The following is a 16,311-nucleotide window of genomic DNA, read 5'->3' as shown; positions in this document are numbered from 1 at the left end:
GACCGGCTAGAGCGGAGAAGAAGGCATGGCCGGCGGCACGCCGAGCTGTTGGAGCAGACCCATGAGGTCGAAATACTGGTGGAAGCTGCTGACCTTCCCATCGGCGAACCGCTGCACGTTGCAGAAGCGCACCTCCGCCCGACGCCCTGTCGCGGCTATCACCCCGACGGGACCGAGCAGCGGGCCGGTGTTCGTCCCGCGTCCGATGAACTCGACCACGCCCTGGTCATCGGTCGAGAACAGATTCGTGATCTCGACCGTACTGTCAGGGAAGGCCGCCACCCACGCCTGAATGAACCGGGCGTACCCGGAAGGCCCGTGAGAGGTGGCGCCGAGCGGAATATTGACGACCTCGCAGTCATCCGTGAGCACGGCGAGAGATTTCTCCAGCCAGTCCGGGTCGGACTGGTGAAGGCCATAGAGGTCCAGCAGTATGCGATTCAGAGTCGTCGCGTCCGCCATCACGATTCTCCACGGCAGCACGGGCTGATGTTGGACCTCCAGATTGTCAACAACCCTCCGCCGGTTCAAGACCCGCTAGAGCCTGCAGGTCGCCGTTCTCAGGAGGCTGGTCAGCAGATGCTGATCCACTCCGTTGCCGCCGTACTGGTTGTTCACGACAGCGCCCGCGTTGATGAAGTTGCAGACCTTCCGCCATCCGCACTTGTACATGGGAAAGCCGGTGTGCGTCCCATCACCGTCTCCCACGGTTACGCATGCGAAACCATTGAAGTCCTCGGTCTCGCAGACATCCAGGAATTCCACTCGGCCGCACCGGAATTCAGCGCGATCTTGGGCTCGCCGGAGTAAAGCGGAACGACCCGAGGGACCCAGGCCGCAGCGACAGAGTTCGTGGCCGACCTACCCCGTGAGCACGACGAGTGCCCTGAGCGCGCGCCCGGGGCCGGGCATTCCGGCTCGTCGAAGGCCTGTGACCTCTCTGTTTCGCCCCCGGCTTCGGCCGTGAACGTGCTGTTCCCCCACACCCGGCTCCTGCGGCCCCGCTGGATGCGGAGCCCGCAGGAGCGTCGGTTCACCCGGCTAGCGGAGGGTGAAGGCGCGCAGGGTGGTCTGGGTGACGCGGTTGCCCGCGGCGTCCCAGCCTTCGGCCCGCAGGCTCACCGCGCCCTTGGTGGCGGACAGGCGGGGATACTTGGCCGAGACGGTGTAGGCGCCGCCGCGGCCCCGGCGGACGTCGGCCGGAGCCCAGGTCACGCCGTCGTCAGTGCTGGTCCACAGCTTGAGACCGGCTACGGCGGACGTGCGGGCGGTCGTCGGCGAGTGGTAGACGTCAGCGTCGAAGGTGTGCCGCCTTCCCGCCGGCACGCTGTTGTCCAGCCCGATGCTGTCGCTCAGGTCGTAGGCGACGAACACGACCGCCTCCGGCCGGCACGGGTCCATGACGCCGGCCAGCGCGCCCAGGCAGTCGTAGCCGGGCAGCTTGGCCTCCTCGGTGACCGTCCGGGAGCGGAAGGTCCACTCCGCCGTCGTCCTGGCCTCGGCGTCGTCGAGGGTCAACCGGTAGTCGCCCGCCTCCTTGGGGAGGTTGAACGCGGGCAGCTGAGCGGCGATGCCGAGCGGGATCTCCGTGCCGCCCTTGTAGAGGCGCATGCCACCGATCACGGGCTGTCCGAGCTGGCCCTGCGCCCCGGTACGGGTGTAGAGAGGCCACAGGGCGTCCCCCTGCCGGCAGACCGAGCAGATCCCGACGCTCTGCCCGCTGCCGGCGGGGTCGATCGTCCGGTAGACGTCGTCCGGCACGACGGACGCGCTCGGGGTGAAGGGGCCGGCGTTCCAGTGGTGGGTGAGGCGGGCCGGCCTGCGGAAGACGTGCATGGCGCGGAGCAGGGACCACTGCTCGCTGCTCGTCTGGCGTACGACGACCGCCTCGGGGTCGATGGGGCCGACGTACTCGACGCGCGCGCCCGGGGCGGCGATCTGCGGAAGCACGGCCGGGATGGGCACGACGTCCGACTTCGCCACCGGCCACGACTCGCTCTGGTAGGCCGTGGGCGTCTCGGAGTGGTAGCGGGCGTCGATGGTCGCGAACTGCCGGCCGGTGAGCTCGTACGACAGCTTGGCGGGCACCCGGCCCCGCTCGGTGTGGTGCAGCCCGTAGGCGTAGGGCGAATGCGGCCTGCCGTGCACGTCGATGCTGACCGCGCCCTTGGCGAGCCGCTCCCGCAACGCGCGGGCCTCGGTGGGAGACACCGACACGTAGGGGATGCCGATCTCCGTCACGCCGTCATCGGGCTGGATCCACACCGGCTGGGGGATGAACGGCCCCAGGCCGCAGGAGTAGAGAGGCCCCGACGGCCACATCAGGATGCCGGCCGCCCCCGCGTCGCGGATGGCGTGGAAACGCTCCGGACGCCCGCCGCAGTTGCCTTCGTCGTCGAGCAGCGCCAGCTTGCCGCGCAGGTCGAGCCCCGCCAGCTTCTCCGGAGTGCCGATCCCGACGTCGACCAGCTTCGCGGTCAGCTTGCCGGTGAAGGGGACGTGCTTCACGCCGTAGTTCCTGACGATGTCGCCCACGTGGGGGAAGACCTCGGGGTGCAGGGCGAACCCGTCACGTCCGCGCACCTTCATGGTCACCTCGGGAGCCGCCTGCCCCACGCTGGTGGTCAGCGAGACCTTGCCCTTGGTGGTCTTCTTCGTGGGCGTCGCCCAGTGACGGACGAACGGGGCGGAGCTCGTCCCGTGGTACCAGATGCTGCCGTCCGCCAGCGTCTCCTGGACGTAGGTGTACCGCTGGGATTCCGGTGACGGGACGGACGGTTCCGGCGTGCCGAAGCGGATCTCGCGGGCGTCACGCGCGTCGAGGGTGATCTCGGCGTCCCCGGAGACCTCGAACTCCGGCGCCAGCAGCCAGGCGCTGTGCGTCAGGTACGTGGACGGGTCGACCCAGGCCAACGCCCCGGTGACGCTGTAGACGCTACGCGGCACCATGGCCGTGAAGACGCCGGGCGACTCCGCCCGGAGGCGGCGGCCGAGCGAGCCGCGGCCGCCCGTGACGTCCAGCATGCCGAGAACCGCCGGCGCCGCCGGTGCGCCCTCACGGTCGAGGACTCGGATGGTGAGTTGGACCTTCGGCGGCTCGCGGAGCAGGCCGACGGGGATGGTCAGCCGGGTGCCGCCGCCGTCGGTCGCGGTGACCGCACCCGTGTAGGCGCCCTCGGCGAGATCGGCCGCGTTCATCGTGACGGTGGCCGTGGCCGTCTGGCCGGCCGGGATCGTCAGCGTCGCGTCCACCGCCAGGATGCCCTCCGGGACCGCCTCGCCGGCGGTGTTCGCCAGGTCGGGGGTCAAGGTGAGGGTCACCGGCTGGTCCGACGCGTTGACGTACGAGATCTCCTTGCTGATCGGCGCGGTGCCCGCCTCGACGTGGCCGTAGTCGAGGTTCGGAGTGGTGGCGTGGATCCGCTGGGTGATCGCGGTGGCGAGGTCCAGCCGTCCGGATCCCAGCTCGTAGACGGTCCCGCCCACGTCCTCGGCGGTGCTCATCAGCGCGGTCTTGAGCTGGCCCGCCTCCCAGTCCGGGTGCCGCTGGGCGAGGATCGCCGCCGCGCCCGCGACGTGCGGCGTGGCCATCGACGTGCCGGACGCGGAGGTGTACGAGTCGCCGGTGGGTGTGCCCATGCTGGTCCCCGCAGCGCGGGCCGCGACGATGTCCGCGCCGGGGGCCGCGATGTCCGGCTTGAGCGCGCCGTCGGACCGCGGGCCGCGGCTGGAGAACGGGGCCAGTTTGTCGTCCCTGTCGGTGGCCGCGACGGTGAGCGCGGACCGGGCCACGCCCGGCGTGCCGACGCTCTCGGCCTCGCCGGAGTTGCCCGCGGCGACGACGAACAGCGTGCCGGTGCCGGCCGTGAGGGTGTCGAGCGCTTGGCTGATCGGGTCGGTGCCGTCGGTCGGATCGCCGCCCAGGCTCATGTTCACGACGTCGGCCCCGCTGGACGCGGCCCACTCCATGCCCTCGATGACGCCGCTCCACTCGCCGCTGCCGCCGTCGTCGAGCACCTTGCCGACGACCAGTTCCACGCCGGGCGCGACGCCCTTGTGCTTGCCGCCGGAGGCCGCCCCGGTGCCGGTGATGATGGAGGCGACATGGGTGCCGTGGCCGTGGCCGTCCTTCGCGGTCTCGGCTCCGGGGACGAACGACCGGGCCTCGGTGACCTTGCCGGCGAGGTCCGGGTGCGTGTCGTCGATCCCGGTGTCCAGGACGGCGACCTTGACGCCGGTGCCGTCGAAACCGGCGGCCCACGCCTGCGGCGCCCCGATCAGCGGCACACTCCAGTCGAGGTCGGCCTCGACCTTGCGGTCGAGCCACACCTTGGAGAGGCCCGCACTGAGGGTGCTCGCGACCCGTCCCTCGGGCGTACGGTCCAGCACGGCGGTCCAGAACGCGGCGGTACGGTCATGCGGCACGGCCAAGGCTGCGCCGTTGATGCTGTCGAGCGTGGCCGTCGGCGCGCTGGCCGGGAGCGCGTCGGCCGCGGCCCGGCGGTTCTCAGCGGCCTCGGGGTACTGCACGATCACCGGGGTGGAGGTGTCGTCCGCGTAGCCGTGCTCGGCCAGGTACTTCACGTCGAACAACGCGCGGTCGACGCGACCCGACTCGATCGCGGGCAGCACGTCGTCGGGGTAGACGTAGAAGGCGTCGGGCCCGCCCTGGCCGTGGAAGGATGGCATGGCGCCGCCGGGCCTGGGCGCGGCCTCCGTCTGGAAGCGGTAGCGTCCGCCGCCCTCGTCGGTGAACGTGACCTTGTCACCGGTGATGAGGGTGATCTCGTGCTCGCCCGGCTCGACGCCGTCGAGGGTGACCGGCGCGGCCGGCTCCTTCTGCACCTTCTCGGCTGCGGCCGGCGGCACGTGCACAGCCGTCGTGGCCATGGCGAGCGCCGCGAGGGCCGCGACCGGCCACCGTCGGCGCACGCCTAGGGAAATCTTCATGGGGGTTCTCCTGGGGGGTGTCAGAGCGGTTCGTACTCTTCGCCGGCTTCTTCGCCGGTCTCGTCTTCGGGCGGCGCGTCCTCATCGTCCGGAGAGTCATCCCGAAGGTCGCTCGGAGAGGACTTCACGCTGTGAGCTTCGGTGAGTCCACAACCCTTGTCATGGGTTGGATGACCTAATAAATGACGGAAGACGGCAGGTCTCTGTCAGGACACGAGTCCGGACTCGACGGCGCCGACCGCGAGTGCCGTACGGGAGTTGACACCGAGCTTGCGCATGGCCGAGTTGACCTGTGCCGCGACCGTCCTCGGGGATCGCGACAGGACGGCGGCGATCTCCCTGTTGGTCTTGCCGGTGGCGAGCAGGCGGACGACCTCCAGCTCGCGGGGCGAGAGCTGGTCGCCGTAGCCCCGTCGCCCGCGCCCGCGCACCTCCACCTGGTGGACGCGGAGCAGAGCGGCCAGCCGCTCCGCCGCCGCGCGGGCGTTCAGGCCGGTCAGCCCCTGGAGCACCTGCCGGGCGAGGAGAAGCGCCGTCTCGGCCTCACCGGCGGCCAGCAGGCAGGCGACCTGCCGCTCCTGGGCGAGCAGCGCGTCGTAGGGCCGGGGAAGCCGCTGCCAGGCGTCCGCCGCGCGACCGTACGCGGCCGCGGCCTGTCGCGGCTCGGCACGCGTTTCCGCGAGGATCGCGCGGCACAGCGCCAGACCGGCCCGAGGCGCCGGCGCGTCCCGCCCGCGCACCCAACCGGCGAACGCGGCGACGAGGTCGGCGGCCTCGTCCGGTCGTCCGGCGGCGACCAGCGCCGCGGCTCGGGCGGGGGCGAGGTCGGCCGCCCACAGCCAGGTGCCCTTGTCCGCGACCTGTCGCATGGGCTCGTCGGTCACCCGCAGGGCTTCCCCGGTCTCTCCGCGCGCGAGCAGCAGTCGGCACAGGGCAGCCGCCGGCTCGGCCAGGAGCTCCACGGCACCGTGGCGGCGGCAATCCGACAGCACGTGCTCGAACCGTTCCTCCGCCTTGGCGTCGCCCGCCGCCGCGCGCAGCAGCGCGGCCACCAGGACGGCCTCCAGCCTCGTCACCGGCTGCATCTCGTCGTGCTCCGCCAGGGCGGCGGCCCGCCCGGCCAGCCCCCGCCATCGGCCCTCGAACCAGTCGAGGTGAAGGCGCGTCACCCGGACGAGTTCTCTGATGCGACGGAACCGGTGACGTTCGGCCAGCCGCGCGGCCTGCGCCAGATAGCGGGCCGCATCGCTGTGGCGTCCCCAGCGCACCCCCGCGTCTCCCAGGTTCAGCAGACCTTTCCCGATGTGCCGGGACTCCTCCGCGTCGGCCGGCTCACCAGGTATCCGGGATGCCTCCGCCCACCCCTCCTCCTCCCCCATCAGCAGCAGCGCGCTGACGCGCTCGACGAGGAGGTTGAGGCGGTCGCTCGCCGGCACCGACTCGGCGGCCGCCGCCGCGCGGCGTAACCAGCGCAGATGCGTGGAGACCGGGGTGGACGGCCCGCGTGGCCAGCCGAGGTAGGTCATGATCAGCGCGGCGCTCAGGGAGCCGGGCGGCAGGTGCGCGACCGCCTTCTTCATCTCGGCCCGGCCGGCCTCGTACTGTTCCATGATCACGAGTACCCGGCCCAGCTGGTGCCGGGTCTCCGCCGCGTCCGCCGCGGGCATCGCGTCCCACTCCAGAGCGGACCGCAGGCTCCGGACCAGCCCGTGGAAGCGGTCGTCACCGGTGAACGAGGGGAACGGGATCTTGGCGACCAGCCGGGCGGCGTCCGCCGGGGGCGACTCGGGATGGGTGAGCAGGTCATACAGCAGCGACGCGGCGCCGGCCTCGTCGGCGGTGGCCAGCGCGAGATCGGCGGCCCGCTCGGCGTAGCGCCTCCAGTTGGCCACGTCTCCGGCTTCGCGGGAATGCCGGGCGAGCTGGGACACGGGGAGCGGCGTCCGCGTGGCCAGCACGTGAGCGGCCCGCAGGTGCATCGCCCGGCGGTCCGGAGGGGGGATCGCCTCGTACACCGCCCTGGAGGCGAGCACGTGGCGGAACGACAGCGACCCGTCGTCCTCGCGCAACAGCCCGCACGCCAGCGCCTCGGCCAGACCGCCCGGAGCGGTGAAGCCGTCCCGAGCCGGCGCGTCCGGATGCCGGGCCGGAGCGGCGAGCAGGGCGCCGAGCGTGGCCTCGTCCGCCGGGGCGGACAGCACCGCCGCCGCCCGGAGGACGGACCGCGCGGCCGGGCCCAGCCGCGCGACCCGTTCGAGAACCGCGTCACGCACGGTCGGGGGCACGTCGATCCTCGCCAGCCTGCGGCGGGCCCACTCCCCGTCCCTGCGGGTCAGATCCGCACGGTCGTACAGCAGGCGCACGGACTCCTCGACGGCCAGCGGGATCCCGTCGGTGTGCCGGTGCAGCAGCATGGCGAACGCCGGGGAGACGGGCTCGTCGTCCAGCATCGACGACACGAGGGCGCCGGTGTGTGCCACGTCCAGGGGCTCCAGCACGAGCCGCAGGCCCGTCGCGGGCAGCCGGGACGACAGCCGCAGCAGCAACGAGCTCTGCGGCACGTCGTCCGGGCGGTAGGTCACGACCAGGCCGGTCCGCAACGGGTGCCGGGCGGCCAGGAACAGCAGGAACTCCAGCGTGGCCTCATCGGCCCAGTGGGCGTCCTCCACCGCCAGCACCGACACCCGCAGCCGGTCCAACACCTCGTCGAGCGCGCGGAAGAGCAGGTGGCGGGCGGCGCGGGCGTCCTCGGGCGGCTCAGGCGCGGGTGGCAACTCGTCCGCCCACTCGGGGAACAGCGGCCGCAGCGCCCCGGCGAGCGCGCTCAGCCCCAGCCCCGCGACGCTGCCGGCGGCCTGGCGGACCGCGTCGACGATCGGGCCCAGCGTGTACGGCTCACGAAAGGGCGGGCAGAAGGCCACCAGGCCGCGGTCCAGGACTTCCCGCAGCAGGCGGCTCTTGCCGACCCCGGCCTCTCCCTCGACGAGCACGATCGCCGGCTCCCCGGCCAGCGCCCGCCGGCACGCGGCGAGCTCGGACTCGCGGCCCACGAACGCGGGCACCGCCATCAGCCGCGGCGCACCGGCGCCGGGAGTCGCCGCACCAGCCACAGTCGGGTGCTCCCTACCGTGAAACGACAGGCTGGACCTGAGCTAGATCATCATAGTCGTCAGAGAGCACACGACGCCAGGTCCTCACAGCAGCGGATGGGCCTCCGGGTGGGCGTGCCACCAGGCGCCGAAGACGGGGTTGTCCTCGACGTGGTCGATGAAGGCACGGGCCAGGCCGCGATAGACGGCGGCGGCCGCGTCATGGCTGAGACGGTCCCGCCGCCACGCCACGACGAGCCTGGCGACCTGCGGCTCGCCCGCCAGAGGACGCACGACGGTGCCTTCGGCGGCGGGCCAGGTGGGGTCCACGAGCCGGACGCCGTGACCGGCCGCGACCAGGGGGCGACCGGCGCCGCTGGGCGCGTCGTAGCGGACGTCGGGCTCGAACCCGGCTGCCCGGCAGGAGGCGCGCAGCGCGGCCAGCGACCCGTCCTCTGCGCCCGGCGGACTGATCCAGCGCTCGCCCCGCAGGTGCGCGAGGTCGATCTCGGCCTGGCCCGCGAGCCGGTGGCCCGCCGACAGCGCCACGAAGATCGGGTGGCGCGGGATCAGCGTGCGGGTGACCACGGGGGCGGTCATGGGCACGTCGAAGCCCTCGATCATGCCCATGAGCGCGGCATCCAGCCGCCCGTGTGCCAGTCCCTCGGCGAGCAGCACGGCGGACGGCTCGATCCGCAGCGAGATGGGCCGGCCGGGGAGTTCCTCGGCGACCCGGTCCACGACGCCGGCCACGCACGCCAGGTGGATGCAGCCCAGCTGGAGCCCCGCGGTCTCGCCGGCGTCGCGCAGGTCGCCGAAGAGGGAGTCGAGCTCCGACAGGACGATCCTGGCGCGGGCGACGACCTGGCGGCCCAGCGGCGTCGGCTCGACGCCCGCGTGGCTGCGGACGAACAGCTCGCCCCCGACGATCGCCTCGACCTTCCTGAGCTGGTTGGTCATCGCGGGCTGGGACAGGCCGAGACGCGCCGCCGCCCGCGTCACGCTGCCCGTGTCGGCGATCGCGCAGACCATCCGGAGGTGCCTGAGATCGAGGTCCATGTCCAGAAATTAGGGCATACGCAACTCTTATGCCCGGCTGTATGACCGCGGCTCGGCAACGGCTTTCACACTCAGGGCGGCCTCGCATCCACGCGTCACCCCCCGGAGGTTCTCGTGCGAAAGCTGTTAGTCCTGGCAGCCCTGCTGCTGCCCTTCGCGGCGCCCATGCCGGTGAGCGCGTCGGTCACGGCCGAACCGCCGCCGGCCGCGGCCACGACGACGACCGTCGACGACCACGTACGGAAGGAATCCCTGGCCGTCGAGGACCGGGCGCCGCTGCCCGCGTCCAAGGACGCGCTCCGCCGCGACTACGACGAGCCGGCCGCCAAGGCCCTCAAGGCCGCCGCCTGCTCCGTGAGCGACTTCACCGGCCGCACCGGCGGCGCGCTGGTGCGGCAGATCAAGGCGTCCACCACCGAGTGCGTGAACACGCTCTTCTCCCTGACGGGCGCGGACGCGTACCACGCCTTCCGCGAAGCGCAGATGACCAGCGTCGCGTACGCCCTCAGGGACGACGGCGTGAACTACCCGGGCGACAACAGCGCCGGGACCGCCCAGCTCGTCCTCTACCTGCGGGCCGGCTACTACGTCCAGTGGTACAACCCGTCGGACGTCGGCGCCTACGGCCCGTCCCTGCGGACCGCCGTCATGGCCGGGCTGGACGCGTTCTTCGGCGCCCCGCGCGCCTTCACGGTGAGCGACGCCAACGGCGAGGTGCTGGCCGAGGCGGTCACGCTGATCGACAGCGCCCAACAGAACGACCGCTACCTGTGGGTGGTCAAGCGCCTGCTCGACGGCTACGACAGCACGTACGACGCCTCCTGGCCGATGCTGAACGCGGTCAACAACGTCTACACCGTGCTGTTCCGGGGCCACCAGCTGCCGGCGTTCGTCAGCGCCGTCCGGGCCGACCGCGGCGTGCTCGACACGCTGAACGCGTTCGCGACACGACACCTGTCACTCCTCGGCACGGACCGGTCGTACCTCGTCTCGAACGCGGGCCGCGAGCTGGGCCGCTTCCTCCAGCACGCCGACCTGCGGACGACCGTCCGGCCGCTGGCCAGGGACCTGCTCGGCCGCTCGTCGATCACCGGCGCCACCGCCCCCCTGTGGGTGGGCGTCGCCGAGATGGCCGACTTCTACGACCGCGCCAACTGCTCGTCCTACGGCACCTGCGACCTGCGGAACCGGCTGGCGGCCGAGGTGCTGCCGATCACGCAGGCCTGCGGTTCCGGCATCCGCATCCGCGCCCAGCACATGACGTCCGGGCAGCTGTCCGCCAGTTGCGCCAGCCTGGCCGGGCAGGACGCGTACTTCCACAACCTGGCGCGTGACAGCGGCCCGGTCGCGGACGACCGCAACACCACGCTGGAGGTGGTGGTGTACGACTCCAGCACCGACTACCGGACGTACGCGGGCGCCATGTTCGGCATCGACACGAACAACGGCGGCATGTACCTGGAAGGCGACCCGGCGGCGGCCGGCAACCAGCCGAGGTTCATCGCGTACGAGGCCGAATGGCTGCGTCCCGACTTCCAGATCTGGAACCTCAACCACGAGTACACCCACTACCTGGACGGCCGCTTCAACATGTACGGCGACTTCACCGCCGGGATCAGCACGCCGACCATCTGGTGGATCGAGGGCTTCGCCGAGTACGTGTCGTACGGGTATCGCAAGCTGACCTACGACGCCGCCGTCACCGAGGCGGCCAAGGGCACGTACGCCCTGTCCACGCTGTGGAACACCACGTACGCGCACGACTCCACCCGCGTCTACCGGTGGGGCTACCTGGCCGTCCGCTACCTGTACGAGCGGCACCCGGCCGACGTCCAGACCGTGCTGCGCGCGTACCGGACCGGGGCGTGGAACACCGCGCGGACCTTCCTGACCAGCACGATCGGCAGCCGGTACGACACGGACTGGCGCACCTGGCTGGGCTCGGTCGGCGGCGGCGGTAGTGGTGGCGCCGAGTGCACCGGCGCCGACCCGCGCGAGCTCGGCCAGAACTGCCGGCGCGGCGGCCTGTCGGCGACGACGGGCAACTACGCGTACCTCTACCTGTACGTGCCGGCGGGGACGGCGAGGCTGACCATCACCTCGTCGGGCGGCACCGGCGACGCCGACCTCTACTACAGCGGCACCTCCTGGGCCACCGCCTCGTCCTCCACGCAGCGGGCGACGGGCGCGGGCAACGCGCACACCCTGACCGTCACCAACCCGGCGGAGGGCTACCACTACGTGAGCCTGCACGCGGCCCAGTCGTTCACCGGAGCGACGGTGCTGACCGAGCACTGAGTCCGACGGCGACCGCAGCCGGCCGGAGTCTGTCCCGCCCGGCTGCGGTCGCTGGTTCCCGGCGCGGAGACTCACCTGTTGACCTCAACTTCGGTCGAGGTTGCAGGCTGTCAGGGACAGTGACTGGAAGACAGAGTGGAGCGAGTGGCATGCGAGTCGTCGAGGTGACCACGTTCGGAGACCCCGAGGTGCTGGTGGCGCGGGACGCGCCGGATCCGGTCGCCGGGCCCGGGCAGGTCCTGATCGAGGTGGTCGCCGTGGACGTGCTGTTCCTCGACACGCAGCTCAGGGCGGGCTGGGGGGAGGGGTTCTTCCCGGTGGAGCCGCCGTACGTGCCGGGTGACGGAGTGGCGGGGACGGTCGTGGCCATCGGGGAGGGCGTGGACCCGGGATGGACCGGCCGGCGGGTCGTCGCCCGTACCGGGAAGCCCGTGCACGAGGGCAGCCCGATCCTCGCTCCGGTCGGCGGGTACGCCACCAAGGCGGTCGCCCGTACCGAGACCCTGGTGGAGATCCCGGACGCGCTCGGTCCGCACGAGGCGCTGGCGCTGCTGCACGACGGGCCGACCGGGATGGGGGTCGTGGACCGGGCCGGGATCCGGCCGGGCGACCCGGTGCTGGTCACGGCGGCGGGCGGGAGCCTCGGCGTCGTCATCACCCAGCTCGCGACCGCCGCCGGAGCACGGGTGATCGGGGCGGCGCGCGGGCACGCCAAGCTGGACCTGGCGCGCAAGGCCGGCGCCGAGGAGGCGGTGGACTACACCGAGGAGGGCTGGGCCGACCGGGTCCGCGACCTGACCGGCGGCGTCCAGGCGGTGTTCGACGGGGCGGGCGGCCCGCTCGGCCGCCAGGCGCTGGATGCGGCGGTGAGCGGCGCCCGGTTCTTCGCGTACGGCGCGGCGGGTGGCACGTTCGCCGACTTCACGGCCGAGGAGGCCGCCGCCCGCGGCGTGCGGTTGATCGGGATCACGGACGGCGCGCCGGAACCCGTCCGGGTACGGGAGCTGATCGAGCGATCGCTGGCCGAGGCCGCGGCGGGACGCCTTCGGCCGCACATCGGGCAGACGTTCCCGCTGGAGCGCGCGGCCGACGCGCACGCGGCCATCGCCGCCCGCACCGCCCTCGGCAAGACCCTCTTGACCTGCGTCTGACGCACCTTCACGGCGCCGGAGGAAAAGGAAAGCGGATCGCCGGTAAAGACACGCTTGTGGAACGGGCGCCGTCCGCGCGATTCATGTTTGAGCGTCAGGCCTTATTTTCGCGGCCAAGAAAATATGCCGTCCCGCGCCTTGACGTTCTTCCATTCCGGCGGGGCACGATGAGAAGGAGGCAACGAGCAACGGGGAGGCTCCATGCTCAAAGAAGCATGCGCCATCAGTGCCCTCGCGGCAGCCGCTCTAGTCCCTTCCGCCGCCGCGCAGGCGCAGAGCGCCGACAGCGCGACCTCGCTCAGGAACTGCGCGTCCACCAGCGCCGGCGCACCGTGCAAGTGGATGACCGAGAACAACAAGCGGTGCTATTACTGCAAGCAGTCGAAGAAGAAGGGCGGCGGCTGGAAGCGCCAGTACTGCCAGCACCAGGAACGGGAGTACTAGGAACTGCCTCCTCGGAGGAGGGTGCGGGACGCCTTCGCGGGCGTCCCGCACCGGCGCTCCGGCAGGAGCGTCGGAAGCACTCAAATGCCCGCAATTCACCCCAACCGATTCGCCATATTCCCATACGGCCATTCCACACCGTTGACAGGGCTTCTCGGCGGAACGACGATGCTGTTCGCCACCCGTCCTCTTTGATCCGAGCCATCTATCGCTCGTTCGCCCCAGGGCGGTCACACGACAGGAGAACGCCGTGTCAGAGAATCCCTCCGAGAAGCATGGAACGTACCAAGAGTCAGAGGCGGTGGACCTCGCCTTCGGCGCATGGGTAGTGGCGCGGCAGGAACTGGAAGAGCAGCTCATCAAGGCAGCCCGCGGACATCCACGTACACCTGGACAATCTCGTGGGCCACTATCAGGGCCTGGCGGCCGACACGGAATATATGTCGTCGCAGCAACAGGTATTCGATGACTGGCGCACTTACATAACGACCCTATGGGACGAGTACGACAAGGCCGCCAAAGAACTTCGCAAGCACTCGGCCAAGTACACCACGACCCAGATCGACGAAGGCACACGCATCCACCAGAACCTCTCAGACCAGGCTTCCAGCTTGTCGAGGGTGCTCCTCGGGCTCAACCTCTTCTTCTGGAATGTCCGCAACTGGCACGACGCGATCAAGCTCGAATCAGCCCACGACAAGTTCCAGGCCCAGCAGTCGTCCGGCCCCAACACCACTCCCCTGTCGTCAGCCTGGTTGAAACCCAAAGGCCTGGACACCGTGCGGAACCGCAAGGTGGGGCAAGTGATCGTCAGCCACGAAGCGCAGGACCAGAGCACCGACGTCACGGATGACGACATCAAGACGGTTCGGGCGCTGGCCAAGCGCATGGAGAAGTAGTTCTCACGCCGCCGCGGCACGGTCCGGGAGTACGCACGAGCCGGCGCTGCCGCCAGAGGAAGACCTCGTCAAGCACTCCTCAAGGCGACGGTCACAGCGCCACCGCGGTTCCTGTGACCGAGATGCCGATCGCCGGGTCCATGGGTATCGACACCGTGATGGTGCTCGGACGGCCCATGTCATGGCCCTGGTACACGGTCACGGTCGCGGGCGGCGCGAGGAGTTCGAGAGCACGCAGATAGCCACCGAGCGCCGCCGCGGCGGCACCGGTCGCCGGATCTTCCACCACACCCCCTGGAGGGAAGGGGTTCCTGGCGTGGAACACATCGACCCGCTCCCGCCACACAAGGTCGACCGTCGTCCAGCCGGCTTTGGCCATCAGCGCGGCCAGGGCTTCGAAATCGTAGGTCAGATCCGCGAGACGTTCACGAGTGGCGGCGGCGATGATCGGATGAGAAGCGCCGGCGTTGGCCACTCTGGGGGGCAGGCCCGGGTCCAGATCAGTTGACGACCAGCCCAGAACCGACAGGAGATCCTCAAGGAGCGCGTCATCCAGCGCTTCCACGCGGGGCGGAACGCTGACGAGGGTGGCGACGGTGTGACCGGCCGCGTTCACCGAAGTCGTCACCTTGATCGGCCCGGCCTGCGTGTGCATGAGCAGGTCTCCGGGCCCGTACACGTCCGCGAAGGCCACTGCCGTCGCGATGGTGGCATGGCCGCAGAAGGGCACTTCCACCTTCGGGCTGAAATATCGAACCGAGAGCGTCCGGTCGGTCCGTTCTGTCACGAAGGCGGTCTCCGAGTAGCCGACCTCCGCAGCGACGTCGAGCATCTTCTCGGGGCCGACCCCGCCGGCGTCGAGGACGACTCCAGCGGGGTTTCCTCCGTCGGCTCGTTCACTGAAGGCCACGTATCGCAGTAGGTCCATGGTGGAACGCTAGGACCAAAACGTGAGCGCGGCGACCTCGCGGGCGAAGCGGGCCCGGACACACCGGGGGAATCGGGATGAACTCTTGAAGGTCAGGGGATTCCCGGCGGCGCGGGCAGCTGCTGAAGTGGCGTTATGAGCCGGGGTGGTCATCGCGTGGTGCCGCATCCCGCCGACGTCGCGGTGGAGGCTTGGGCGGACTCCAGGGAAGGCTGCCTGGCCGAGGCGATGCGGGGCCTGGTGGAGAGCTTCGCCGACATCGAGGGGGCGCGGCCCGACGACAGCGTGACCTTCGTGGTGACCGAGGAGAGCGACGAAGAGGTGCTCGTCGCGGTGTTGCAAGAGGTGATCTACCAGATCGAGATGTTCGGCCGCCTGGCCGTGGACATGTCGATCGACGAGCCGACCGAGTTTCCGGTGGAGCGGGTGGAGGCGCGGCTGGCCACGGTCCCGTTGGAGACGGTGGAGCGGATCGGCGCGATGCCGAAGGCGGTCGGCACGCACAACCTGCGGTTCGGCTGGGTGGACGGGATATGGCGGGCGCAGGCCGTGGTGGACGTCTAGGCGTCCGGCTCAGCCTGGTCGGCGTCGGGGCGATGAACCGAGGTCAGGCGTGTCGAGCACGTCCAGCGTGGACACCTCGGCCCACACCAGGTTCCACCGCCGCGGCACGGTCCGGGTTCCCCAACTGATCGCCGTCTGCTGAACCAGCCACAGCCCCCGGCCACCGCAGTCATCGTCATCCGACCGACGGGGAAGAGGAACGGTCGCCGCCCCCTCGTCGATCACCTCGACCCTGGCCGTCGCGGCGCTGATCTCGAAGACCTTCACCCTCACCAGCCCGCCCGGCCGCCCGGACCCGGTGTGCAGCACGGCGTTCCCCACCAGTTCGCTCGCGACGAGCCGGGCGCCGTCCACCTCGCGATGCCCCGCCACCGTCAGGGCATCTGCCACCCAGCAGCGAACCAGGCAGACCCAGGCCGCGCTCCCCGGAACCGTCAGGTCCACCAGTGCACGCTCCCTCACTGCGCCACCTCCCACACCCGCTCGCACGCGGCCTCGTCCCGCGCGTCCACGCACCGGTCCCGGCCTCGCCCCCACGAGAACACCCACCTTTCGCCCTGAAGAGAGGCCCGTACGAGCAACGGCCCCGACACCCGCTGGACCGCGACACACGGCTCATCTCGCCTCGGCAACTGCACCGAAACGGCCAGGCCGCGCTTCGACAGACCCCAGGCCAGTCGCGTCAGGTGGTGGAACTGCTCGTGCTCCCGGGTCGCCGTCGGCTGCGTGGCTCGGGTTCGCTTGCGTCGCATCGATCCAACCGCCCTTCATGTGCGGCACCGATCCAGCAGGTCGGGGGTACTGACACACGTTGTACGTCGTGCTGATCCACAACAACCGTGCCCTCGCTACGAAGGAAGCCGGGCGGAGAAACCTGGCCCTGTTCAAGCATTGCCCCTCGCAGAGTGTGCATTGATGACTACTCTAAG

12 protein-coding genes are annotated in these 16,311 nt (G+C 70.9%); 5 read left to right on the top strand and 7 right to left on the bottom strand.

The genetic code is table 11. The features are described from left to right. Positions 1-6: 6 nt before the first annotated feature. The gene (locus AB0K05_RS00600; protein ID WP_364225288.1) at positions 7-483 is read right to left on the bottom strand and encodes an ester cyclase; all 477 of its coding nucleotides are present in this window, start codon (positions 481-483) and stop codon (positions 7-9) included. Positions 484-579: 96 nt separating this feature from the next. Here AB0K05_RS00600 and AB0K05_RS00595 point away from each other — a divergent pair, with 96 nt between their 5' ends. Beyond that, a complete protein-coding gene (locus tag AB0K05_RS00595; protein ID WP_364225285.1) occupies positions 580-810 on the top strand; it encodes a hypothetical protein in 231 nt (76 codons plus the stop codon). A 231-nt stretch (positions 811-1,041) separates the two neighbouring features. Here the strand turns inward: AB0K05_RS00595 and AB0K05_RS00590 are convergent, their stop codons facing one another. The 3 genes from AB0K05_RS00590 to AB0K05_RS00580 all read right to left on the bottom strand — a co-directional run bounded on the left by AB0K05_RS00590 (position 1,042) and on the right by AB0K05_RS00580 (position 9,098). After that, positions 1,042-4,950 carry a S8 family serine peptidase gene (locus AB0K05_RS00590; protein ID WP_271274732.1) on the bottom strand — a complete coding sequence of 1,303 codons (3,909 nt, stop codon included), beginning with the start codon at positions 4,948-4,950 and terminating at the stop codon, positions 1,042-1,044. A 206-nt stretch (positions 4,951-5,156) separates the two neighbouring features. Next, entirely contained in the window at positions 5,157-8,060 is a 2,904-nt protein-coding gene (locus AB0K05_RS00585) for an AAA family ATPase (protein WP_364225281.1), read from the bottom strand. 84 nt (positions 8,061-8,144) lie between these two features. Continuing rightward, complete coding sequence (locus AB0K05_RS00580) at positions 8,145-9,098, bottom strand: LysR family transcriptional regulator (RefSeq protein WP_364225278.1); 954 nt, start codon at positions 9,096-9,098, stop codon at positions 8,145-8,147. Between the two features lie 114 nt (positions 9,099-9,212). Here AB0K05_RS00580 and AB0K05_RS00575 point away from each other — a divergent pair, with 114 nt between their 5' ends. The 3 genes from AB0K05_RS00575 to AB0K05_RS00565 all read left to right on the top strand — a co-directional run bounded on the left by AB0K05_RS00575 (position 9,213) and on the right by AB0K05_RS00565 (position 13,890). Further along, a complete protein-coding gene (locus tag AB0K05_RS00575) occupies positions 9,213-11,396 on the top strand; it encodes a M9 family metallopeptidase (protein ID WP_364225275.1) in 2,184 nt (727 codons plus the stop codon). A gap of 149 nt (positions 11,397-11,545) precedes the next feature. After that, positions 11,546-12,547 (top strand): zinc-binding dehydrogenase, encoded by a 1,002-nt coding sequence (locus AB0K05_RS00570; protein WP_364225272.1) that lies wholly within the window; start codon positions 11,546-11,548, stop codon positions 12,545-12,547. A gap of 845 nt (positions 12,548-13,392) precedes the next feature. Beyond that, positions 13,393-13,890, top strand: a complete 498-nt coding sequence (locus AB0K05_RS00565) for a hypothetical protein (RefSeq protein ID WP_364225269.1) — start codon at positions 13,393-13,395, stop codon at positions 13,888-13,890. Positions 13,891-13,981: 91 nt separating this feature from the next. On the opposite strand, the gene AB0K05_RS00560 is transcribed toward AB0K05_RS00565, so the two are convergent. Next, the gene (locus AB0K05_RS00560) at positions 13,982-14,818 is read right to left on the bottom strand and encodes a PhzF family phenazine biosynthesis isomerase (protein ID WP_364225266.1); all 837 of its coding nucleotides are present in this window, start codon (positions 14,816-14,818) and stop codon (positions 13,982-13,984) included. A gap of 156 nt (positions 14,819-14,974) precedes the next feature. Here AB0K05_RS00560 and AB0K05_RS00555 point away from each other — a divergent pair, with 156 nt between their 5' ends. Beyond that, the gene (locus AB0K05_RS00555; protein WP_364225263.1) at positions 14,975-15,382 is read left to right on the top strand and encodes an archease; all 408 of its coding nucleotides are present in this window, start codon (positions 14,975-14,977) and stop codon (positions 15,380-15,382) included. Positions 15,383-15,391: 9 nt separating this feature from the next. Here AB0K05_RS00555 and AB0K05_RS00550 read toward each other — a convergent pair whose 3' ends face one another. After that, positions 15,392-15,844: an ATP-binding protein gene (locus AB0K05_RS00550; RefSeq protein ID WP_271274725.1), complete on the bottom strand. Its 453-nt coding sequence runs from the start codon at positions 15,842-15,844 to the stop codon at positions 15,392-15,394. After that, on the bottom strand, positions 15,841-16,134 hold the full coding sequence (locus AB0K05_RS00545; RefSeq protein WP_271274724.1) for a hypothetical protein: 294 nt from the start codon (positions 16,132-16,134) through the stop codon (positions 15,841-15,843). Before AB0K05_RS00545 ends, AB0K05_RS00550 begins: the two co-directional genes overlap by 4 nt. Positions 16,135-16,311 lie beyond the last annotated feature (177 nt).

Origin of the sequence: Nonomuraea sp. NPDC049486 (assembly GCF_040676925.1) — a bacterium.
GTDB lineage: Bacteria > Actinomycetota > Actinomycetes > Streptosporangiales > Streptosporangiaceae > Nonomuraea > Nonomuraea ferruginea.
The sequence above is the reverse complement of the archived record's forward strand: the minus strand, read 5'-3'. Positions and strand labels throughout refer to the sequence as shown.